Here is a 25,062-nt window from a genome sequence, read left to right on the forward strand (position 1 = left end):
AAATAAATTATAATAGATTTTTTAGAAAAAATTTTCCCTTTTATTTTTATAAAATGATTTCATCAAGGAGTATGTCAAGTTTCTCAGGAAGCAGTTTAAAGATCTTGGCTTTTTTAATATAAATGAGAAGAGCGTGCATATTTTTATTAGGATAAATAGCTTGCAACAATTTTTGATAAAGAGCCATTTGTAATAAATGGCGTTGCGCAATATCCGTATCATTTTTGGGTGCAAGACCAGTTTTGAAATCAGCAAAAAAAACGCTATTATGGGTGATACATAAACGGTCAATTTGACCAGAAACCATTTGTTCTTTACCATTAATTTTTACGATACCCATGAGAGCAACTTCAGCGTGTGAAAGGCTAGAAAAAAGTGGTTTAAGTTGCGGATTATCTAAGATTGTCCAAATATGATGAAGAGCATTTTCTCTTTGGGTTTTATGCCAATGAGAAGCTTTGGTATTTAAATAAAATTGCGCATAATCTTGGCGCTTTATAGGGGGATGATCAGGCAGATGTTGCAGTAATTGGTGAATAAAATTACCATATTCAATAGAAAAAGTTCTTTTGGTATTTTTTTCTCCTAAAACAGGTGAGAGGCTAAAGTGTTTATTATTAGAAAAAAATTCAGTCTTGGTATCGATGATACTCGCAACAGAAGGTCTTAAAGGTTTTGATAATGTCGATTCTGTAGGCATTTTATCATGAAAAAAAGCAGGTAAAGATGGAAAAGCTTGGTGAGTTTCACGAGACATTTCTTTATACGTTGGTGTTGAACAGGAAGAGGTGATGCAATAACGCCAAGCTGCAATATCTTCTGCAGGACCTTTTATAGGAACTGCATGAGGTTTAAGGGCTTTCTTCACTAATTGTAGCCATGTGTTTGGGGTTTCTTTCTGATTAGAATAACCACAAATAATGAGTCGATCTTCAGCGCGTGTCATCCCGACATAGAGAAGACGTTTATATTCTTCTTCGGCGCGTTCTTTTAAACGTGAGAGCAACTTGTCAAAATGCTTTGTGTGGTATTGTGTATTTGGACGCCAGATGAAAGCTTGTTTATCTCCTAAAGAAAATTTAAGAAAGTATGGTGCGTATTGTGGATGCCATATTGCACTTCCTGGATCAACAAGAAAAACAACAGCTCCTTCAAGTCCTTTGGCAGCGTGAACTGTCATAATTCTTACTTCTTCACAGTTTTGATCAAGTTCACGTTTGATTTCTGGTTCATTTATACTCAATATTTCTAAAAAAGCTTGTAATCCTGGTAGTCCAGTTTTTTGAATAGCGAGCGTGTGATCCATAAAAGCATCAAGCACTTCATTTGCTTCAGTTCCTAAACGGGCAAGGATTTTCTGCCGTCCTTTATCGTTGTTGAGAATATAGCTATAAAATTCAAAAACAGGCATTTTATCAACTAAAGACCGATATGTGTTGAGACGATCAAAAATAGTTTTAAAAGAGGCATGTGATGAAGCATGAGTCGAAAGGCTTTCCCAAAGAGATCCCGTTCGTTGAGCGGCAAGCTGATAAAGTTCGTTTTCACTAAGAGCAAAAAGTGGACTTTTTAAAACACAGGCAAGAGAAAGATCATCTTGCGGTTGCAAAACAAAACGCGCAAGTGCCATTAAATCACGTACACTAATATGGGCAGTTAGTTGTAAACGATCAGCACCAGCTACAGGAACATGACGTAATTTGAGTGCACGAGAAAGGGCAGGAACAAATTGGTCACGTTTACGCACTAAAACCATAATATCACCGGCACGCAGTAAACGTTTTTTTGCTGAGAGAATTTCACCATTTTTTAACCAATTGGCAATTGTTTCAGCAATTTTTTCTGCTAAACGTATTTGAGGTGTATTCAGATGATCAACAGTTGAGAGCCAGTCATCAGGAAGTTCATTTGTTTTTTGAGAAATGGCGTCCCATATAATGACATCACCTGGACTATGAATACGGATAGGTTCATGCACTGTCTTTACATGTTCTGCTGAAAGCCCTTTATAATTTTCGGGTGTTTCAAATACAAGATCAACACTTTTAAGGACATCAGCTGTAGAACGAAAAGAATAATTGAGTTGTATCTTTTCAAATTTTTGTTCAATTTGTTTAACTTTCTTTTGAATCATTCGGCCATTTTCAGCAAAATTTTCTGGTACGGCTCCTTGAAAAGAATAGATGGATTGTTTTTCATCACCAACAGCAAAAACAGTTCGTGTATTTGTGCGTTGACTGTGACCTGTAAAAAATTCTTGCGCTAAAAGTTGAATAATTTGCCATTGCTTAGGATTGGTATCTTGTGCTTCATCAAGCAAAATATGATCAATTCCACGGTCGAGTTTATACTGTACCCATTGGCTTGCATCTTTGTGCTGTAATAAATTGAGTGTACGTTCAATAAGGTCGTCAAAGTCTAAAAAGCTATTGGCTTTTTTTAAATCAGCATAGATTTTGAGATAAATATCGCAAAGCTGAAAAACAGCTATATTAAGTGTAATAAGTTTTACACATCGATATTTCTCTAAAAGGCTAGGAAGTTGGTTTTGTTTGTCTTCAATTTCCTTTTCAACAAAAGGCCAGATTTCGTCTGATTTTTTAGAGAATAAGCGTGAAAAATTACGTGGTTTTCCTGTTTTTTCAAAATAAATATTTGAAACAAGATTGATGATATTTGATTCATCAGATGCTGTTGCTAACTGTACAAATTTCTCAATTATATGTTTGTTTTTTGAGGTATTATAGGTTTGATAATGTTTGATTGCATAAGAAGGGAGTGCAGCAGTTTGTTGGATTTTGTCTAGCAGTTTTTGGTTTGTTTCATCGGGTGCTAAATTAAAAAATGCACGAAATTGCTCTTTTCCACTTTCAGAAAAGATAAAAGGAAAAAAATCAGATAATTCATGCTGTTTTTGGGCAGCCTCATAGAGCAATTGATAGAGGGTATTTTCACTGATGATTTTAAACAATTCTTTTAATGCTAATTGCGCATCACGATGGGTTAAAAGTTTGCGACGAGCTTGTTGTAATAATTTTTTTCGGTTTATATCATCTAACAGTTCAAAATGGCCAGCAATGTTAGCTTCTAGTGGAAATTGATGTAATAAAGATTCACAAAATGCATGAAAAGTTTGAATTTTTAAGCCACCTGGTGTTTCAAGAGCACGGGCAAATAATTGACGCGCATTGGCAAGTTTTTGTGCATTAGCAGGTTTATCTTCGAGATTCGATAAGATTATTTGAAGCTGTTTATCATCAAACTCACTCCAACTGGAAAGTGTACGAAAAATACGCGATTGCATAACAGAAGCGGCTGCGTTGGTATAGGTAAGACATAAAATACGCGCTGGAGGTGTTCCATTTAAAAGTAAGCGGATGACACGTTCGGTTAAAACATGTGTTTTTCCAGATCCTGCATTAGCAGAAACCCATACACTTGTTGTTGGATGGGTAGCTTTTGCTTGTGTATCAAGAGCTGTTTGAGGAATAGAAAAAATAGTCATGATTGATCTGCTTTATCGAAACCGATAGACCATTCCAACAATCGCGCTAAATGGTCATAGTCGCCTTCATAAGATTTTTTTAAAGGAACTGCATGTGAAAGATAGCCTTGTTGTGGATTCTGATAATAATTAATCAGTGAGATAAGATACTTCCATGCTTTTTTACCAAGAGAGATTGCATTTTCTTGATCTTTTGTCTTTTTATTTATAACGGCTATGGGTTTAATTTCCCCTTTTCTTTTTAAGGGAATATAAAGTAAATTTGAGGGGATGAGACCTTTAAAGTCTATAAAAGCTCCTTGCATTAATAAAGCTGTTTCTAATGCTAATTGTGGAGAAAATAAGTTAATAACCTGTGTTGCTGAAGGGGGAATACTGGTTTTAAAATCAATAATTTCAACTGTTTTATCTGGCAAAATATCAAGACGATCAGCGCGTCCTGAAAGAGTTACTCCTGTTTCTCCTATAAGCGTGTTTTGAGCAATGACTTCAGCATATCGCTCTCGTGGTCCAAGGCTTTGTTCCCATTGAATCAGAAAAGGAGCAAGATTTTCAAAATTTGGCCACCAAACTGCTTCAATATCAGGAGGTAAATTTAATTTATCAAATTCTTTACGTCCAATAGTGAGCAATATATCGAGCATATCGGTAGCGTTGTGATTTTTTATTTGTGTGCAAAAAGCAGCTAGAATGGTATGATAAAGTGTTCCGCGCTCAGCAGAGCAAGGATCATGAATGAGTGCTTTAAGTGGTTTGAGTCGCAAGATTTTTTTTGCATAAATAGCATAAGGATCATGCCGTAATGTTTCTATTTCAGTGATTGAAAAATGGCGCGGACGTATATCGAGTGGTGGTACAGGGCAAGGTCGTTCCGCAGGGGTGATGCTGTTTGTATTATCCAGCATTTTTGCCCAATGCAGTAATAGTTCTCCTCGTGTACAGATTTGCTTCCAAACTTGTTTCCCTACAACTGTTTCTAAACGTTGTAACCAACGTGAGGGAACAGAGGGAGTATGATTAACACGTGTGGCTCGGCTCATAATCACTTGATCCATTCCCATAGCCCATTGGAAATCGTGGGCAGAAAGGCCAATACGTTGTTCTGGTGGTTCAAGAGTTAAAGTTATTTTCATTGGCCGTGATAAGAAAGCATCGTTGTGGGTTTTTATCGGCCATGATCCCTCATTCAAACTACCGATAACTACTGTATTAACGGTTTGTAATCGTGATTCTAAAGTTCCCCAGATGAACAAACGCGGATGTCCTCCAGGAGAAGGACTCACAGAGCGGGTGGCCATAAGAGCTGAAAACAGAGCGGGCCATTCGTGAAGACAAAATTTTAATCCTGATTGATCACTAACCAATTCACGAAAAAAAGTTATTAAGGCTTTTCCTGCTTCATTTTGATAAAGATGTGCAAGAGAATTATCAGCATCACGACCAAAATTTTCAAAAACTTCAACAGTTGCTATAGCAGCTTCATTGATGGTGCATTCTCTATCTTGTTTTATTAAGGATACTAAAGGTTCAACTGCTTTGACTAAAAGATGACAAAGAAAATCTGCTTCTTCAATCTTTTGTAAATCAGGGATACAATTATTAGAAATATTATGAGAATGTGTTTGCTTCCATGTTCTAAAAAATTGATCACATTCACAAAGATTAATACGACAAGCATTCCCTCGAAGGACAAGTAATTCAAAATTCTCAGCCATCTCACGCAAATAATTACGATTATATTCTAATGTTGTGAGTGGATGTTTAAGAAGAGAAAGAAAAGCAATGGGATCACCAGGTTTAAAAATGTTTTCTAAAAGAAGTCGTAATAGAGTTGAAGGTAAAGTTTGTGCAAGTGGTATTTCACCTGAATCGTTGGCTTCAATTCCGAATCTTTGTAATTCAGCTGCTACACGACGTGCTAAATTGCGGTCATTTGTAATAAGTGCTGCAGTTTTTTTAGGGTCTTCAATGGCATTGCGTAAGGCAATAGAAATAGCTAAAGCTTCTTCGCGCTCATTGGGAGCTTCAATCAATGACCAATCTGCGCAAATATTTTCATAATCATCACGTATGATTTTGGCCCATAAATCTGTTGTAGAGGCTGGTCGTAATGCTTCCGATAAAAGAGCAGCACGTTGAGTTTTTATAATGCTTTGCTGACCAATTTCGCGGACATGAATGCGTTGGCACTTCATGAGAGATAAAAGTTTTTTTAAATGATATTGAGGATGGCTAAAAGCAGCAATATGGTGAGAAGGATCAAAGGTTGTTTTTTCTTTATTAAGCGCACCTAAGGCGTCCCATTGTGTTTCATCCATTTGAAGATCAAGGCCTGGAAGAATCACAGCTCCTTTTGGTAAGCAGGCAATCACCTTTAAAAGATTTGCAATTGTAGGAATGGAGCTTGTTACACCAGCAGCAATAATAGTTTTATGAGGTTGTGTGCGGTATAAAATATCTGCATGTATTTTAAATGCTTGATTACGCCATTCAACAGGGTTGCATTGTTGTCTTTCTTTTAAAATTTGTGGCCAACTTTGTGTCACAATAGTGAGAAAATCTAGGGTTATTTGCCACCATTCGGCAACCATATCGGGTACAATTTCTTTAAGTCTTGACCAATCTACGTCTTCTGTTTCTACTTCATCCATCAAGCGTGCTAAATCTTGGGCAAGCCAGACTGCATCAGCAGTAGTGGCAGGGATAAAAATATCTTCTGTGCCAAACATAGACCGTAGATGAGTTGGCAAGTTTTCACGCCAAAGGCGGATGAGACGCGCTAAAAGAAGGAGACGTTCACTCTCTCCAATGGGGGAAGTATTGACCAGAGTATTTGTATTATTTTCAGTAAAAAAATAACTTTCTTCATTTATATCCCCTAAAGGGCATATAGTAGGCAAAAAACTAGATTGCGTATGGCTTTTTTCAAAAAAAGCTGTACGTAAAGCACGAGCGGCGCGACGTGTTGGTACATAAATAAGAGTGTCAGTAAGAGCTATTTGGATATTCCCGTTTGATGCAAAGTTATCAATAAGAGTTCCAGAAAGGAGTGCATCAACAAAATGAGGCAGAAAAGGAGTTCCGGGAGAAATAGAAAATACACGGGGTTTATGAGTCATTTGGCTTCATTTTGATGTATAATTTACGGTATTGATTATTTTCCACTGTATATCAATTTTTATTCAAGAGGAAACCGAAAAGCCCTGTTTATTTATTTTCGTCAAAAGTTGAGCGGACGTGAATGTAAAAAAATGCATGTATAATTACCTAGAGGATGTTGTTTCGGGAATAAAATAGTTAGGTGTTTAAAATATCTCTGTTAAGAGCTTCATTTTCTGATAAAAGTCCCATTTCTTGATAAAGGCTTTTTAAAGGAGCAAGGATTGGATGTGAAAGATTACGAATGAGATAACTTTGAAGATGGGATAGGTGTTTAAGATAAAATGATTTCCCATCTCGTTGGTGAAGGCGTACAAAAATTCCTAAAATTTTCGAAACTCGCTGAGTCCCTGCAAGTACGTAAAGTTTGTGGAACTCATCTTTATCAAAGGGACGGAGTGCTTGATTGCGTGCACTGCAATAGGTGTTAAAAATTTTATCTTCAAGTTCTGGTGGAATAAAGAGACGTGCATCTTGTGCTAAAGAAACAAGATCATAAACTGTTGGTCCACTTACACCATCTTGAAAATCAATAAGACCAATGCGGTCAATACCCTTTTTATGTTTACGCCAAAGAATATTAGGTGAATGATAATCACGCATAACAAAGGTATTTTCTCCTTGAGTTAAAAGATCGAGATAAGGTTGCCAACAGGTAAAAAAAGCTTTACGCTGTTCTATGTTTAAAGTTTTTTTCTGCTGAAAAGGAAGATACCAGTCCAGTAATAAAGAAAGTTCTGCTTGCATAGTTTGGCAATCATAAAAGGGGATCTGAAGCTGAAATGTTGCAAATTTTTTTTTAAAAGGCCATGACTTTTGATGAAAAGTAGCGAGCAATTCACTGCAAGCAATATAACGCTCTTCTATAGGATTACCTGATTGATCTACAATTCCTTCGCATCCTAAATCTTCTAAAATCAAAATACCATTTTCAAGATCTTGAGCAAAAATACGGGGAGCAGAGAACCCATTATCTAAAATGATCTGACTAATACCTACAAATTGGCTGATATCTTTTGCAAGATGTGTTGTGTCTGCATAGGAAGAATCTATGTTTTGCGCCATTTGCATGGTTGGTGCATTCATAAGGACTTCTTGATTATTTCCATTATCTAACAGTTCATAAGAACGTGCTGAGGCATCACTAGCTAAAAAACGACGTTGAATATTGTCGCGTCCATGTATTCTTAAAAAGGTACGAATTGCAAAAGATCGTTGCAGACGTTCAGTAGCATTTTCTGCAGAGACAAGGGTGATATGACGTCCACATCCTTTGTGTTGTAAAGTGATAGCAAAAGTAACCGGTCCTAAAACCTCTACTCCTTTTTCTGGCCATTCAATGAGCAAAACATTTTCTTTACGTGATTCATGAAGCCCTAATTCATAAATTTCTTCAATGTTTGAAATTCGATAAAAATCAACGTGAAGAACTTCAAATTGTGGAAGTTGGTAGCTTTGAACAAGAGTGAAAGTAGGACTTGGGATATCCATAGTACAATTATTAGCAAGTGTACGAATAAGTTCGCGTATAAGAGTTGATTTTCCTGCTCCAAGGTCACCTTGAAATGTAACAAGATCACCAGATTTTAGGGCAAGAGCTAAATCTTGTGCGAAAAGTATAGTTGCTTCTTCATTGTCAAGAAAAAAACTAAAATTCATTCAAATTTCCATAAAAACAATACAAAAAACAAGATTACAAAACTTCTGTATCTTTTTGATTAGGGAAAAAGCACCTAACTGTTGTCCCTTTACCCATACCAGTAAAAATTTCAACGCGTCCATTATGCAGTTCAACAAAGCTTTTAACAAGAGAAAGACCGAGACCTGCTCCTGCACGTCCACCATGATGGGAATGAGAAGTAAAACGTTTGAAAATCCGATCAAGAATATCGGTTGGAATATCAGATCCCTCATTATGAACACTAAAGACTATATAATTATCTTGTGTATCTGCACAAAATTCAATTGTGCTTTTTTCCGTTGCAAAATTGATAGCATTACTCAGAACATTCACAAAAATCTGATGTAAACGTGTTGCATCTGCAGACATAAATTTCAAGGAAAGAGAAATGTTTTGTAAAAGTGTGATGTGACGTCCATGGAGACGTTCCTCTACTCGTGCGACTGCTTGTGCCATCGCTTCAGCAATGTGAACCGGTTTTATATCCAATATCATAATACCTGCATCAAGAGTTGCTAAGTCAAGAATATCATTAACAATATTCAAAAGAACGCCTGATTCTGAATGAATATAACCAAGATATTCTTTTTGACGCTCATTGGTAGAGCCAAAAATTTGATCGCGTAAAATATCAGAAAATCCGATAATATTAGTAAGAGGCGTGCGTAATTCATAAGAAACATGCTGAACAAATTCGTTGCGTAGACGATCAGCTTTTTCTAAGGCTTCATTCTTTTCTTGTAGGGCTCGTGCGATATGAATAGTGTCAGTGACATTAACAAATGTGAGCATTGTTTGCCCATTAGATAAAGGTGTAAGTGTATAATCAATTATTATTCCACTTTTTAAATCTATGCGGCCTGAATAGGTATCACGTTTTTCAGCAAAACCAGTAATGAATTGTGTAAATTGTTTCCATTCTTCTCCTATTGTTAAAGCAGAACAGTGGTTTTCTAATTCGGTAATATGTGTTCCTTCTACAGGTAAATTATGAGGGAGTGACCACAATTTCGATAAAGATGGGTTTGATAAACGCAGACGTCCATCAGTACCGAAAACCACAACTCCTTCAGATAGTTTGTCAAGTGTTTCACCTTGTATTTTAATGAGTGTATTATAACGTCGCTCAAGATCAATTTTTTCTGTAAGATTTTCATAAAGCCAGGTAATACCCCCTTGAGGATGAGGACTAGAAATGACACGTACTGTACGTCCATCAGGAAGATTCCAAATTTGTTGATTCGATTCTGTTTGTCGATAAGCTTTAAAAAGTTCTTCTTTCCATGCACGCCAATCAGGATATTCACCAATAAAACCTTTCTCACGCAAATGCTCGAGAAGCAATGAATGACTTGGTTCACTTTCTAGAAAAGAAATTTCCAATGGCCATAAAATTTTAAAAGCATGATTGCAGAATTTTAATTTTTGGTTAGCATCAAAAATTGCTACAGCCGTTGAAATTTGATCAAGTGTTTCACAATGACTTTGAAGAATTCGTTCCATTTCTTTGACAAGATTTTCATACGCACTATCATCACGCGCAAAGGCTGCCATTCCTTCTTTTGTTGTAATACGTGTGAGATGAAAATGATGTCGTTCTCCTTTAACCACTGTATAAACATGCTTTTGAAAAATTGTTTCTGTTTCATCTGTTGTGCATTGTGTTGTTTCATCAAAAAGATCAACAATGTTATTCTTTTCTTGAAAATTTGTCATTTCCCGAAAAGCGCGGTTGGTGAAACAAATTTTTCCCTCACAATCTCGAATCCATACTGGTTCTTGAATATGCTCAAGAAGATTACGCTGTATTTTCAGTTCCGTGAGAATTTGGGTTACTTCTTTCTGTAATCGGATATTTTCACTCTGCTGTACTGAAATATCTTGAAATCGCACAATGGCTGCTGTTCCAGCAATAATTCCTGTAACTTGCAAGAGTATTTTAGTTGTAGTAGTGACAGAAAATTCAAAAGAGCAACCGTTACAACGTAGTTCAATGAGTGCTTGATCAAGTTGCTGCAAAGAGCTTTTTTCAAGCCATTTATCAAAATGCTGAAAATCTTTTTTATAAATACCTGCTTTTTGTAATGTAGGAATATTACCAACTGTATAAGGTAAGGCTGTTGGATTGTCCCAAATAAAGAGGCATTGGCCTGTTTCTTCAAGAAGCCATTCATACTGTTTAAGCTTTTCAGAAAGATGAGCCTGAATCATTGTCCAAGATTTCCATAAAGCTCTTTTTGTATTTATAATAATTGTTACACATATAAGAAGTGACGAGCAAGCAATACTTCCAAAGATCACTATGATAAGCCACGGTTCATTTGGCCGAGCGAAAAAAGAAAATAAATGAAATACTGAGGTTTGAGTGGCAGCATGTGCTAGAAATAAAAGAAATAAGAGACAAAAAGCGCCAACACAAATTTGAGTAATTTTTTGTAGTTTTTTTTTGAATGTATAGTCATCAAAGCTATGCATAATGCGTCTTTTTTTCTTTTGCACTAAGACAATATCCTAATAACGATAATGTTCTGGCTTATACGGTCCCTGTAGGGGAACCCCAATATAGGCCGCTTGTTCTTCTGATAAAACGCTTAATTTTATTTTTAGCCGATCAAGATGAAGACGTGCAACTTTTTCATCAAGATGTTTAGGCAAACATGTTACTTCATTTTTATAGTTTTTTGCATTGGTAAATAGTTCAATTTGCGCTAATACTTGGTTAGTAAATGAAGCGGACATAATAAAAGAAGGATGGCCTGTGGCATTACCAAGATTTAATAAACGCCCTTCAGATAATAGAATTACGCGTTTACCATCAGGAAATGTAATCATATCAACTTGTGGTTTAATATTTGTCCATGGTAGATTTCTAAGAGCTGATACTTGTATTTCATTGTCAAAGTGACCAATATTTCCTAGAATACACATATCTTTAACTTGTTGCATATGTTCTAAGCGGACAACATCTTTGTTTCCAGTAGTTGTTATAATAATATCGGCGCTAGAAGCTGCATCTTCCAGAGTAACAACTTCATAACCATCCATAGCGGCTTGAAGAGCGCAAATTGGATCAATTTCTGTTATTTTTACACGTGCTCCAGCGCCTGAAAGAGAAGCTGCTGACCCTTTGCCGACGTCACCGTAACCACAGATAATGGCTATTTTACCTGCTATCATCACATCTGTTCCACGTCTGATACCATCGACTAATGATTCTTTACATCCGTATTTATTATCAAATTTTGATTTTGTAACGCTGTCATTGACATTAATAGCAGGGAAAAACAAAAGCCCTTTTTTCTGTAATTGATAAAGACGGTTTACTCCCGTTGTAGTTTCTTCGCTTACACCTTTGATTGCTGCACGCTGACGCGTAAAAAATCCTGGTGTGGTAGCTATACGTTTTTGAATTTGTTTGAAAAATAATTCTTCCTCTTCTGTTTTAGGATGCGATAGGATGTTTTTATTTTCCTCTGCACAGCTACCTATTAAAATATAGTTGGTGGCATCGCCTCCATCATCTAATATAAGATTAGAAAGTTTACCATCAGGCCATTGAAAGATTGCATCAATATAGGTCCAATATTCTTCAAGTGTTTCTCCCTTGACTGCGAAGACGGCGGTCCCCATCGCTGCAATAGCTGCTGCTGCATGATCTTGTGTAGAAAAAATATTACTAGAGCTCCACCGTATATCGGCACCAATTGCTTTTAATGTTTCAATTAAAACGCCTGTTTGAATGGTCATATGTAATGAACCAGAAATACGCGCTCCACGTAAAGGTTGGCTGGAAGAAAATTCTTTACGGCAAGCCATTAAACCAGGCATTTCCGTTTCTGCAATATCAAGTTCTTTACGACCATAAGCAGCAAGTGCGATATCTTTGATAACATAATCTTGAGCAGTCATTTTTTTCTTTCAAAATTATTTTTCCGAAACGGTAGGAGAAATTAAAAAGAAATGCAAGCGAATACAAATATTTGTCTATATGAAAAAACCTTTTTAAACGTGCATAAGTTTGTGCAACAAATATGTATTAACGTTTTAAATAGTGATGTGAGAAGCTGAGTAGAAAATTTTAAAGTTTTTTAGATACAAGCAAAACTCTTATAAAATTTTATTTTGAGTAAAATGTAAAACTTACAGATATTTCTAAACTTTTTCTTTTTTATAGGAAAGTGAATCAGGTTATAAAAGCGAAATACATTAAATTGATAAATTATGAGAAAACTGTCCTTGCGGACGGAATCGCCACAGATAACTTGGCAAAATAGCAGTTATTGATTTAGGAGTAATTCCTACTCCTTCTAAAGTATATCCATTATCTTTAGCTTCTTGGGAAACAATATGGTCCTTTTGTAAAAAACGTATTTGATTAGCTGTTATGAGTGTTGGAAAAAAGGGTAATTTGCTAAGAGCTCCGAAGAAACCTCCGATAAAAAATCCAATAGAAAGGGGTATAGGAAGTGTTCTTTTTTTGCGGTGAATAACTTTTAATATCTCTTCAAGAGTATTTTCGAATGTAAGAACTTTGGGTCCACCAAGGTCATAATTTTTTCCTAAGATAACGCGTTTTTCTAAAGCATATACAACGAATTTAGCAATATCACCAACATAAACAGGTTGCAATTTACTTTGTCCACCACCAAAAAGTGGCATGATTGGCATAAAACGAGATAAATTTGCTAAAAAATTAAAAAAATAATCTTCTGGTCCGAAAATAACAGATGAACGCATAATAACTGCTTGAGAATGCGTATTGCGAACGATTTGTTCGCTTATAGCTTTAGTACGTGCATAAGAAAATGAGGTATTTTTATCAGTAATAAGTGTTGACATATAGATGAGAGGAATTCCAGCTTTAGCTGTTAACTCAGAAACATTTTTCGTACCATCAACCTGTATATTTTGAAAATTTGGTTTGTTTGCTTGGGCTAAGCTTCCAGGAAGAAAAACTGCACCATCTGCTCCGAATAATGCATGTTTTACTGAAGCATAATTCCTGACATCAGTTTTAAGCATTTGTGTTTGTCCTACTTCGCCTATTTGTAACATATAATAAGCTTTTTGTGGACAACGCACAGCAATACGCACCCGATAACCTCTCTTAGTTAAGGTTTCCACAACATGTCGTCCTACAAAACCGGATCCACCAAAAACAGTAATAAGTTTAGGATTTTGATAAAGGGCGTAATCAAGTTTCATGATCAAAAATTCTATCATTAAAGTGCTAAAAACATCTGATTGCTAACATGGCGGCGTTTGATTGTCACGCAAAATCTCGCCTGCAAGGTACAGAGAACCACCAATTAGGACAATTGCTTCTTTGTATTCTGAACTAATTTTGTGAAATGCAGCTTGTAGATTAGCCTGTGGATTGGCGATAAGCCCTGCTTTTTGAGCTAATTCTGCTAAAATTTTAGGACAAATACCTGCATTACTGGAAGTCAAAGGAACTGTATATACTTTCTTAACGAGATTGACTAAAGGGCGAAAATAACCAATGTTGTCTTTAGTATTAAGCATACCAGCAATCATCACAATAGGACAATTTGATTTTTTTTTCCATTGGGTTAATATTTTTGCGATGGCTTTTCCAGCGGCAGGGTTATGACCTCCATCTAACCATAAATCAAAATCAGGAGGAAGTTGATCGACTAATTTTCCGTAAGTAAGATGCTGCATTCGTGCTGGCCAATAAAGATTTTGCAAAGCGTTGCTTATGGCTTGTTCTGAAAGTTGAAAACCTGCTTGGTAAATTGCCTCGATAGCAGCACCGGCATTGGCAATTTGATGAGCACCAATAAGCTTAGGGAGCGGAAGATTCATTAGACCTTGATTATTTTGAAATACCATACGCCCGTATTCTTCATAGCTTTGATAATCTTGGTTAAAAAGATGATAGGGTGCTTTATTTTTGATAGCAAGAGAACTAAGAAAAGAATAAGTTATATCATGATCTTGCTTACCAATAACTACAGGAACTTCTGGTTTAATGATTCCTCCTTTTTGAAAAGAAATTTGTTCAATTGTGTTACCAAGAAAAGATTCATGATCATAATCAATAGGCATGATAAGTGACACAGCTGGCTTGTTAATGACATTTGTGGCATCAAAACGTCCTCCTAATCCAACTTCTAAAATAATGACATCAGCTGGGTATGTGCTAAACAGCATAAAGGCGGCAGCCGTAAAAACTTCAAAAATAGTGATAGGTTGGTTGCAATTTACTTCTATAATTTGATGAATTGTTTTGATTAATAGACTATCTGTGACAAATTGACTCTCTCCTTTGTGATTTAGTCGAAAACGCTCATTCCAATTAACTAAGTGAGGAGAACTGTATACATGAACACGATAGCCTGCACTTTCTAAGAGAGCACGACAAATAGCTGAAGCAGATCCTTTACCGTTTGTTCCAGCAATATGAATAACAGGAGCAAGATTTAAATGTGGGTTATCAAGACATTTTAAAAGACGTAAAATACGGTTTAAAGAAAGATCACACTTTTGCGGATAGATTTTTAGTAGATCATCTATCACTTGTTGCATGCAGCTTTTTTTCATAATTTGATGGATTTGTTTTTAGAAGGCAGTTTTTGCAGATTTAATTGGTGATGGATTAGAAGATTTAGGAATTGCAGGACTTTTTGTCATTAAGCGTAAAAGTCGTGCAATAGTAGTTTTCATTTGCAAACGAGAGACAACCATATCAATCATACCGTGTTCAAAGAGATATTCACTACTTTGGAAACCTTCGGGCAAAGTTTCACGAATTGTTTGTTGAATAACACGTGGTCCTGCAAAGCCAATCATAGCACCAGGTTCAGCAATATGGATATCGCCTAGCATAGCATAAGAAGCAGTAACACCACCAGTGGTCGGATTGGTAAGAACCACAATATAAGGTAGTTTTTCTTCTTTTATCATTTCAATTGCTACCGTTGTACGTGGCATTTGCATCAATGATAATGTTCCTTCTTGCATTCTTGCTCCACCTGAAGCTGCAAAAAGAACTAAAGGGCATTTTTCTTTAATGGCAGTATGAAAAGCTTTTATAATAGCTTCTCCTGCAGCCATGCCAAGTGATCCGCCCATAAAAGCGAAATCTTGAACAGTAGCAATAATTGGTAAACCTTCAATAGTTCCTCGTGCATTTAAAATATTATCTTCAACACCAAGCTTAGAACGATAGTCTTTTAATCGGTCAATATAACGTTTTTCATCGCGAAATTTTAATGGATCTATGACAACTTTCGGATTTTCAATGAGTGTGTAAATTCCATCATCAAAGAAATGCATAAGACGATTTTTGGCACTAATACGCATATGATAGCCAGAATTAGGAATCACATATTGATTAGCTTCCAGATCTTTATGGAAGACCATTTGACCATTAGTGGGATCTTTGATCCATAGATTATCTGGAATTTCACGATGCCCTAATATGGAATTGATTTTAGGACGAACATAATTTGTAATCCAGTTCATCTTTGTCACCTCTCTATGAAATATTATATGCTTTATGTGTGGGTTGAGGGAATGTAGGACCGAATAATGAAACTTATCTTTGCTCCAAACAGACAATAAACTGCTTCATTTAATGCGATGATAATAGCTCAAATAAAAATGTTTTCTATAATTAAGATAATTTATTTTGTTAGTTTTTTATTTTAATGTCAAATTACATTGCGGCGCTATTATGTGAGTAATTGTCAATAATAACTTTATTGTAAGGGATTTTTGAGAAAATATCGTTAGAAAATAGGTATGATCTTTTATTCTAACATTAATTATTTCAATAATTTTAAGATGGCATATTCTAAATTTGAGTGCATGTTTTTTATATTATAAATATAAAAATGTATTAAGTTGTGTTAGTTTTGTAAAAGTATATTCTTATTTTAATTGATCAGATGCTATTATTTTAGTGTGACGGTTATAGAGTCTGGTGTGGAAGAAAGCATTTTATGTAAATGCGTCATAAAGGCAGCTGCAAAAAGCGGCGTGACTAAATTAAGGATAGGAATAGAAACAAAAAACGCTATCAATAAACCTGCACAAAAAACAGTGGTATGGTGGGTATGTAAAAAAACATGAGCTTCTTGTTTAGATCGAAAACGGTAAGCAGCAAATAGGAAATATTCATGGACAAAGAGATAGCCATTAATTATATAAAAGGCAATTAAATTAATATTCGGTATAAAAAACAAGAAAAAAGCAATTCCATTTCCGAAAAGGCTTAAAATAAGAAATTTAAAAGCAAAAATAAAAGAATATCCACATGACATAGCTTGTCCAGTAGGCTCATTTGGATAATCTTCTTTTTCAATAATTGCAGCAGCGTTATCAATGAAAAAACTGCCAATCATTGCTGCAAGTGGAGCAATAAAAAAGGCTATCAATAAAGACAAACCAAGGTTAAAAATGATAAGTATGCTTAACTCTATCCAGTTTTCCCAATTAGTTAATCCAGAAGCAAAATGAGCAATCCAAAGCCAAAAAGTAGGACATAAACAACTGGTATGTACATACCCATATAATAACAAGGATAATAAAAGTGAGTCCTAATACTTTCCATATCATTGAGCGATATTGCTGAGTGAAAAGACGTTGTAGAGCATAATAAGCAGCTGTAAAAATCATGAGCGATAAGTAAGAGATGAAGAGTAAAAAACAAGAGATAGACTGAAAAGTATTTTATATATAATATTTATTTCGTAAATTATATCTTTAGGATCAATTATTATTCATTTAGAATAAGATTTTATTCGTTATTCATGAAATGAGAGTAAGAGAAGAAAAAAATGATACAATAACACTTGCTAATTTCTCAGCTACTTTTTGTTTGCTCATATGTGGCCAATGTTCGACATTGTCTTTGCTTACGAAAAAAATTTCATTTGTATCAGAACCCATGACGTTTGTACCATCCGCATGAAGAGAAACATCATTTGCAAGAATGAAGTTTGCCCCTTTTTGAATACATTTTTTTTGTGCATTAGCAATGATATTGCATGTCTCAGCAGCAAAGCCAATCACAAGTGGAGGACGATTTGTAGCATGACCGATTGTAGCTAGAATATCAGGATTTTCAACCATGTGCAGAGAAAATGGTGTTTTGTTGGATTCCTTTTTTATTTTTTGTAAAGATTGTGTTTGGCTGCGCCAGTCACAAACAGCAGCAACAAAAATAGCACCATCAGTAGGGAGTGTTTCTTGTACGGCTTGTAACATTTGGCAAGCTGTTTTCACATGAATAGTTTTTACTCCTTCTGGATCCATAAGATCGACAGGTCCACAAATAAGTGTCACGGTTGCACCTAAGTTAGCTAAGGCTATTGCAATGGCATGTCCTTGTTTACCTGATGAGCGATTAGCTAGATAACGTACTGGATCTATTGGTTCATGAGTAGGACCGGAAGTTACAGTGAAGTAACGACCAGAAAGTGGTTTTTTTTGTGCACTCAAAAGCGCTTCTGTTGAAGCTACAATGGTTAGAGGCTCACTCATACGTCCACAACCTCTTTCGTTTTGTTCAGCCATTTCGCCCACTTCTGGTCCTACTATGTGAACTCCATCCTCACGCAATTTTGCAATGTTACGAATAGTTGCTGGGTGTGTCCACATAGTTGGATTCATTGCAGGGGCAATCAAAAGTGGACAACGTGCTGCTAAAATGGTGCAATTGGCTAAATCATCTGCTATTCCAGTAGCTATTTTTGCAATACGATTCGCAGTGGCTGGAGCTACAATAATTAAATCTGCCTGACGCGCTAACCGGATATGAGCAACGTCTTGTTCTTCTTCACGTGAAAATAAATCGTTATATACATTACCACCATTGAGAACTTCAGCGGCTAGAGGGGTAATAAATTTTTGAGCTGCTCTTGTCATAACAATGTTTAAATGAGCTCCACGTTCTCGCAAACGGCGAATCAGATCAAGCGCTTTATATGCGGCAATACTTCCACCAATAATAAGAAGAATCGATTTTGATTTTAATGATTGTTGTTCAGTAGTGCTTGTTTGTCGTGGTGATATAATAGATGTTTCTGCGAGATTATTTAATAGGTGAAGAGTTTCTTCTTCTATAGAAATACCCTTTTGTGCAGCGCGTATACGTAAAAATTCTTGAATCTCAAGTGATACATTTCGAAGGGTAATATTGGCCATAATATATCTCCGAGATATTAAAATGATAGCAGTAATTTCATTAATTGTGTTTTCTTTAATATATTGCGTAAGTTAGAAAGAAGGAAAAAGAAAAAAAGTAACAAGAAGCAAACAAGAAGCAATAATGAATAAGCTATAGCGGCCATAACGGTTAGTGCGGCTTTGTTCAAAAGCAAGTTGTTTAAGCGTAGCAGGAGAAAGATAAAGTCCTGTCTTTGTCATTTTACTTAATCCTTCTTCTATCTGTTGGAAATTTTGTATCAATTGCGGAGTTTGACGTACGAGTGAAAGCAACGCTTGTGTTCCTTCACTCAAATCTTTTACAAGTCCAACCGGTCCCAAGTTTTTGCTAATCCATTCTTTGACAATTGGTTCAGAGGCTTTCCACATGTTAAAATCTTGATCTAATGAGCGTGCTACTCCTTCAACAACAACCATGGTTTTTTGCAGTAATAAGAGTTCAGGTCGCGTTTTCATGTCAAATAGTTCAGTAACTTCAAATAAGAGTGTAAGCAATTTGGCCATAGAAATACTTTGTGCAGATTGTCCGTGAATAGGCTCACCAATAGCTCGGTTGGCTTGAGCAAAACTCTCCATATTATGATGTGATGGGACATAGCCTGCTTCAAAATGGGCGTATGCTACACGATGATAATCGCGAGTAATAAAACCATAAAGAATTTCAGCAAGAAAATGCTTTTCTTTTTTTCCAAGCCGTCCTGTAATTCCTAAGTCAACCGCAACAATACATCCTTGTGGATCAACAAATAAATTACCAGGATGCATATCAGCATGAAAAAAGCCATCCCGTAAAGTATGACGGAGAAAGGATTGAATGAGCGTAATGGCTAAAGCTTTTAAATCAAAACCAGCTTTTTTAAGTGCTGGAATATCAGACATTTTTATGCCATCGATCCATTCCATTGTTAAAACATTTCTTCCTGTTCGTTCCCAATCAATTTTAGGTACCCGAAAACCTGCATCATGTTGGGTGTTTTCAGCCATTTCTGATATAGCAGCAGCTTCTAAGCGCAAATCCATTTCAATTTGTGTTGTTTGTGCCAAAGTATCAACAACACGAACAGGACATAAACGTCGGGAGGCAGGTATATAACGTTCTTGTAAATGGGCAATGAGATAAAAGCCTTTAAGGTCTTTTGCAAAACGATTTCTAATATTAGGACGGATAACTTTAACAGCGCATTTTTTTTTGTGACCTGTTTTATCATAGTATTCAGCTGGATGAACTTGGGCAATAGAAGCGGCTGCAATAGGTGGGTAAAAATCTGTGAATAAATCATTAATAGATTGGCCAAGAGAATTTTCGATTTGAATAATTGCATCGGTACAGGGAAAAGTTTGAACACGATCTTGGAGTTGAGCTAGGTCCTCTGCAATATCGCGTCCGACAATATCTGGTCGAGTAGCAAGAAATTGACCAAGTTTGACGTAAGACGGGCCAAGTTTATTGATAGCATATGATATATTTTCAGATCGGTGCTTTTTTTTCGTTTTGCGGCGCGCTAAGGCGCTCGCTATACGGTGATATACTGCTGGAAATCCTTGAAGGCCATCGCAAGGGAGAGCGCTAATAACTCCTTCTCGCGTAAAGATAAACAATGCACGTAGTAGTTGAAAATAGGTAGAAATTTGCACCATTTTTTAAGTCTTCCAACCTGAATGCAGTGTTGCAATAGCACCTGTAAGATTGCGATATGATACCGAGGAAAAACCTGCTTTTTTAATCATATGGGCAAAGTCATTTTGTTTAGGAAATTTACGAATTGATTCAACCAAATAACGATATGCATCACGGTCACCTGTAATGAATTGACCCAGTTTTGGAATAGCATGGAAAGACCAAAGGTCATAAATTTTATCAAGTAGAGGCATTTCAACATTTGAAAATTCTAAACATAAAAAACGTCCACCTGGTTTTAAAACACGAAAAGCTTCTCTGAGAGCTTTATCAATATGTGGTATATTGCGAATTCCAAAGGCGATAGTATAAGCATCAAAACTTTGATCCTCGAAAGGTAAAAGTTCTGCATTGGCTTCAATGAAGTCAATAAAGGAAGCAAGATTATTTTTTTGTGCACGTTTTTTACCAATGCTTAGCATTGAGCCATTAATATCAAGAATTGTAACATGAGCTTTTTTACGTGAGGCATTGAGAATACGAAAAGCAATATCACCGGTACCACCAGCTACATCAAGAGCTTTCCAGTTAGAAATGGCTGGGGGAGACAGCCACGCTACCATGGAATTTTTCCATATACGATGGAGTCCAAGAGATAAGATATCATTCATTTTGTCATAGCTTTCAGCAACAGAATGAAATACATTATCAACCATAGATTGTTTTTGCATTTCGTCAACTTTTGTGAAGCCAAAAGAATGTTCCATGCCTCCTTCGATTCCTACGCGTTCTATTTCCGTTGCCATAATACATGACCTTTCTTATTTTTCTTTTATTGTAAACGACACGTGGAAAAAATGCTCAAATACGAAAAAATAACAGATAAAATCATAATGTTTATATACAGTTTAAGATAAAAAAGTGCTTTTAGATATCCAGATTAGCAACACTTAAAGCATTATCTTGGATAAAAGATCGCCGTGGTTCAACTTCATCACCCATTAAGCGAGAAAAGAGTGAATCTGCATCAGTTGCATCATTAATTTTAACTTGTAAAAGAGTCCGTGCATCAGGATCAAGGGTCGTTTCCCACAATTGGTCGGCATTCATTTCTCCAAGACCTTTATAACGCTGTAAAGTCAAACCTTTTTTGCCATTTTTAAAAATACTTTCTAATAAACCAATAGGTCCAAAAATGCGCTCTGATTTATCCTTGCGATGCAAAAGAGGAGGGGAACTATAGATATCTGTGAGATTTTGAGCAATACGATCAATTTGGCGCGCATCCGATGAATTTATAAGCCCTGCATCGAGCGTAATAATTTCTTTAACACCACGCAAAATACGCTCAAAATACAGTCCTCCTTCTGGTGCGCAGATACCCTTCCAACCACGCTCCATATCATCAGCAATTAAATCCAGGCGATTTGCTACCTTGTCTGCTGTTTGTTGAGCTTTTTCTGGTGTTGTAAAGGCTTTAAAGCTAAAAATACCAGCAATTGCTGCCTGCTCAACAATATTACGATCATAGCGTGTGTGAAGACCATTCAGAAGTTGGCGTAACATACGAGCATCTTCAGCAAGCTTACGCAAATCAGCGCCGGCAAAAATTTCACCTGTTGAAAGTTCTAATGTTGTTTCTTCTAATCCACTATCAATTAAAAATTCTTCGAATGCTGCTTCATTTTTTATATATTGAAAAGATTTACCACGTGATACTTTATAAAGAGGTGGTTGGGCAATATACAAATATCCGCGTTCAATCAATTCAGGCATTTGCCTAAAAAAGAAGGTGAGAAGTAGGGTACGGATATGTGCTCCGTCAACGTCTGCATCTGTCATAATAATAATTTTATGATAACGTACCTTATCTGGTGAAAATTCGTCTTTCCCAATCGAAGTACCAAGAGCGGTGATTAGTGTTCCGATCATTTCAGATGAGAGCATTCGGTCGAAACGTGCTCGTTCGACGTTAAGAATTTTACCACGCAGGGGCAAAATCGCTTGATTTTGACGTGAACGCCCACTTTTAGCGGATCCACCGGCTGAATCTCCCTCAACAATAAAGATTTCTGATTTTGTAGGGTCACGTTCCTGACAATCAGCAAGTTTTCCTGGTAAAGAAGTGATATCGAGAGCTCCTTTACGTCGTGTGAGTTCGCGTGCTTTACGAGCCGCTTCACGAGCCGCTGCAGCTTCTACTACTTTACTAATAAGAATTTTTGCTTCATTAGGATGTTCTTCTAGCCATGCTGAAAGACCTTCATTTACCAAATTTTCAACAATAGGGCGTACCTCTGAAGAAACCAATTTATCTTTTGTCTGAGAGGAAAATTTTGGATCAGGTACTTTGACAGAAAGAATAGCTGTTAAGCCTTCACGACAATCATCACCAGTTAAACTAACTTTTTCTTTTTTAGCAATCCCTGAGGATTCCGCATAACCATTAATTTGACGTGTTAAAGCGCTACGAAAACCTGCTAAATGAGTTCCTCCATCTCGTTGTGGAATGTTATTAGTAAAACACAATACTTTTTCGTGGTAGGAATCATTCCACCATAAAGCAACGTCTACACTCATGCCATCTTTTTCGTTTGTGATATAAATAGGATTATCAATGAGAGCTTTTTTTGATTGATCAATGTGTTTGACAAATTCAATTAATCCACCTTCATAATGCAGTTCTACTGATTGAACATCTGCACGACGTTGATCAGTAAGAAGAATATGTATGCCCGAATTTAAAAAAGCTAATTCCCGTAGACGACGTTCTAAAGTTTCGAAATTAAATTCAACCATTGTAAAGGTTTCAGAACTTGGTAAAAAAGTTATTTCTGTTCCGCTTTCTGAATCGCAATCACCAACAATTTTTAATGGGGAATCGGCGACTCCATGGGTAAACGACATTTCATGAATTTTGCCATCACGCTTAATGCGTAACCGCAACCAAACAGAAAGTGCATTAACCACAGAGACACCAACACCATGCAATCCCCCAGAAACTTTGTAAGAATTTTGATCAAATTTTCCACCAGCATGAAGTTGCGTCATAATGACTTCAGCGGCTGAAACACCCTCAGTTGGATGAATATCTGTTGGAATTCCACGTCCATTATCACGAACAGAACAGGATCCATCAGCATGAAGCGTGACATTTACAAGAGTAGCATAGCCGGCTAAAGCTTCATCAATAGCGTTATCTACAACTTCATAAACCATGTGGTGCAGGCCTGAACCATCATCGGTATCGCCAATATACATGCCAGGACGTTTGCGCACAGCATCAAGACCTTTAAGCACTTTAATGGAAGATGCACCATAGTCACCACACATTGGCGAAGTTGTTTCATCACTCATAGGTCAATCCATTTCTGTATTTAATTTCAATATTTCATCAATTTTTTGTGCGCTTGGATATTTTAGCTCGTTATTTATAGAATAACAACATTAGATGTTTACCGTATATCAAATCTATATTCAACATATGTCATGTCTAGAATAGATATAAAGGTTTTTTCGTATTGAAATGGTGATGTTTTGTCGATACCTATTGCACGATATCATAAAATGATGAGGAAAGAAGACCTTGTTATAAAAAGTGAAGGGTTACCTTGGTTATATTTCATAGCTTTAAAATAAGATTTACGTTCCTTGAAAGGAAGTTATGACCTTACTGTTTTGCATTGATCGTGTCTAGAAATGGTATTTATAAAATAAGGTATCATTCTTGCATAATAAAGAAAAGTCACAATAATTACAAGGAAAACTGGAATAAAGCCGATACTACTATAGAAATTTATTCTGCACTAAAAGAACTCTTGTTTTCCATATTTCTATCTACAAAAAGCACGCTATAAAATCCATATTATAGATATTTTAAAAATACATGGAAACTATTAAATTTTTTAATAATTATGAGGAGTATCAAATACTTTAACCTATTTAAAATACCAACTCTTTTTAGTTGAGTTTTTAACATTATGACAAAGAGAAAAGAGCAGTTTAGCTATGAATAATTTATGGGGCAAGATTTTAAAAATGAATATATTTATCAATATGTTAAATTCTTTTATTAGAATTTTGTTTATAGCGTCAGTCCTTTTTTTTTCACCTTTTATACAGGCTGGGATGGGAGGAAGGCTTCCTTCTTTTTTTAATGCGCACGAACATTTGATACAGCCTGATATAGCCAATATAGCGCGTTTACGTTTTGTTACAACTTTTGATTTTCCTCCTTTTAACTTTCTTGATAAAACAGGCCATCTTGCAGGTTATAATGCTGATTTATTACGTGCTATTTGCGTAAAGCTGACACTTGAAAAACTGTGTGAAGTAGAAGTTGTTCCTCGGGAGGAATTGGTAAATCATCTCAACAGCGATGAAGCAGAGGCAATGATTGCTGGTTTAGAAGAAACAACGGAAATGCATCAATATTTTGCTTTTACCCAAACTTATTTGCGTTTTCCTGCACGTTTTGTATCATATAAGTCTTTGAATCTTAATGACCTAATAAGTGATAAACTTGAGTATTTAAAGAGTGGATTTTTGATTAATAGTGTATATGAAAAACTGTTTCATAGTTATTTTCCTAAAGCTAAATGGCAGGGGTTTAATGATAGAAAAATGCTCTATAAAGCATTACAGGATCATGAAATTGATCTTATTTTTGATGATGGGCTGGCTTTGTCTTTATGGATAAATGATCCGCAATCAATAGATTGTTGTCATTTTGTTGGTGAAGCTTACATAGCTCCACAATTTTTAGGAGCAGGAATGCGAATCGCTGTTGCAAAAAAGAATGCAGAATTAGTTGATGTTCTTAATTATGCCCTAAAATCTTTAGAGCGTGATGGAAAGCTTACAGAGCTTTATTTACGTTATTTTCCAGTTAGTTTTTATTAA

At 36.0% G+C, this 25,062-nt stretch carries 13 protein-coding genes and 1 pseudogene; 1 reads left to right on the plus strand and 13 read right to left on the minus strand.

From position 1 onward, the window contains the following. Positions 1-46 precede the first annotated feature (46 nt). From addA to gyrB, 13 genes and pseudogenes are all read right to left on the minus strand, one after another. Complete coding sequence (addA, locus tag ACJTDF_RS06800) at positions 47-3,505, minus strand: double-strand break repair helicase AddA (RefSeq protein ID WP_407965523.1); 3,459 nt, start codon at positions 3,503-3,505, stop codon at positions 47-49. After that, positions 3,502-6,624 carry a double-strand break repair protein AddB gene (gene addB / locus ACJTDF_RS06805; RefSeq protein ID WP_407965524.1) on the minus strand — a complete coding sequence of 1,041 codons (3,123 nt, stop codon included), beginning with the start codon at positions 6,622-6,624 and terminating at the stop codon, positions 3,502-3,504. Before addB ends, addA begins: the two co-directional genes overlap by 4 nt. A gap of 178 nt (positions 6,625-6,802) precedes the next feature. Further along, positions 6,803-8,323, minus strand: a complete 1,521-nt coding sequence (tsaE, locus tag ACJTDF_RS06810; RefSeq protein ID WP_407965525.1) for a tRNA (adenosine(37)-N6)-threonylcarbamoyltransferase complex ATPase subunit type 1 TsaE — start codon at positions 8,321-8,323, stop codon at positions 6,803-6,805. A 34-nt stretch (positions 8,324-8,357) separates the two neighbouring features. Then, positions 8,358-10,820, minus strand: a complete 2,463-nt coding sequence (locus ACJTDF_RS06815; RefSeq protein WP_407966242.1) for a PAS-domain containing protein — start codon at positions 10,818-10,820, stop codon at positions 8,358-8,360. A gap of 36 nt (positions 10,821-10,856) precedes the next feature. Next, on the minus strand, positions 10,857-12,254 hold the full coding sequence (ahcY, locus tag ACJTDF_RS06820) for an adenosylhomocysteinase (RefSeq protein WP_407965526.1): 1,398 nt from the start codon (positions 12,252-12,254) through the stop codon (positions 10,857-10,859). Between the two features lie 297 nt (positions 12,255-12,551). Next, complete coding sequence (locus ACJTDF_RS06825) at positions 12,552-13,550, minus strand: complex I NDUFA9 subunit family protein (protein ID WP_407965527.1); 999 nt, start codon at positions 13,548-13,550, stop codon at positions 12,552-12,554. A gap of 42 nt (positions 13,551-13,592) precedes the next feature. Then, positions 13,593-14,912 carry a bifunctional folylpolyglutamate synthase/dihydrofolate synthase gene (locus tag ACJTDF_RS06830; RefSeq protein WP_407965528.1) on the minus strand — a complete coding sequence of 440 codons (1,320 nt, stop codon included), beginning with the start codon at positions 14,910-14,912 and terminating at the stop codon, positions 13,593-13,595. A gap of 18 nt (positions 14,913-14,930) precedes the next feature. Further along, the gene (accD, locus tag ACJTDF_RS06835; protein WP_407965529.1) at positions 14,931-15,836 is read right to left on the minus strand and encodes an acetyl-CoA carboxylase, carboxyltransferase subunit beta; all 906 of its coding nucleotides are present in this window, start codon (positions 15,834-15,836) and stop codon (positions 14,931-14,933) included. Between the two features lie 431 nt (positions 15,837-16,267). Continuing rightward, positions 16,268-16,991, minus strand: a pseudogene (locus ACJTDF_RS06840) (sulfate transporter family protein). Positions 16,992-17,123: 132 nt separating this feature from the next. After that, the gene (gene coaBC / locus ACJTDF_RS06845; RefSeq protein WP_407965530.1) at positions 17,124-18,521 is read right to left on the minus strand and encodes a bifunctional phosphopantothenoylcysteine decarboxylase/phosphopantothenate--cysteine ligase CoaBC; all 1,398 of its coding nucleotides are present in this window, start codon (positions 18,519-18,521) and stop codon (positions 17,124-17,126) included. A 72-nt stretch (positions 18,522-18,593) separates the two neighbouring features. After that, on the minus strand, positions 18,594-20,180 hold the full coding sequence (gene ubiB, locus ACJTDF_RS06850; protein ID WP_407965531.1) for a 2-polyprenylphenol 6-hydroxylase: 1,587 nt from the start codon (positions 20,178-20,180) through the stop codon (positions 18,594-18,596). A gap of 3 nt (positions 20,181-20,183) precedes the next feature. Beyond that, the gene (gene ubiE / locus ACJTDF_RS06855) at positions 20,184-20,966 is read right to left on the minus strand and encodes a bifunctional demethylmenaquinone methyltransferase/2-methoxy-6-polyprenyl-1,4-benzoquinol methylase UbiE (protein WP_407965532.1); all 783 of its coding nucleotides are present in this window, start codon (positions 20,964-20,966) and stop codon (positions 20,184-20,186) included. A 121-nt stretch (positions 20,967-21,087) separates the two neighbouring features. Then, positions 21,088-23,517 carry a DNA topoisomerase (ATP-hydrolyzing) subunit B gene (gyrB, locus tag ACJTDF_RS06860; protein ID WP_407965533.1) on the minus strand — a complete coding sequence of 810 codons (2,430 nt, stop codon included), beginning with the start codon at positions 23,515-23,517 and terminating at the stop codon, positions 21,088-21,090. 681 nt (positions 23,518-24,198) lie between these two features. Here gyrB and ACJTDF_RS06865 point away from each other — a divergent pair. Then, positions 24,199-25,062, plus strand: coding sequence for a transporter substrate-binding domain-containing protein (locus ACJTDF_RS06865; protein WP_407965534.1), 864 nt, complete (start codon positions 24,199-24,201; stop codon positions 25,060-25,062).

The sequence above is a fragment of the Bartonella bennetti genome, assembly GCF_045945445.1.
Classification (GTDB): domain Bacteria; phylum Pseudomonadota; class Alphaproteobacteria; order Rhizobiales; family Rhizobiaceae; genus Bartonella.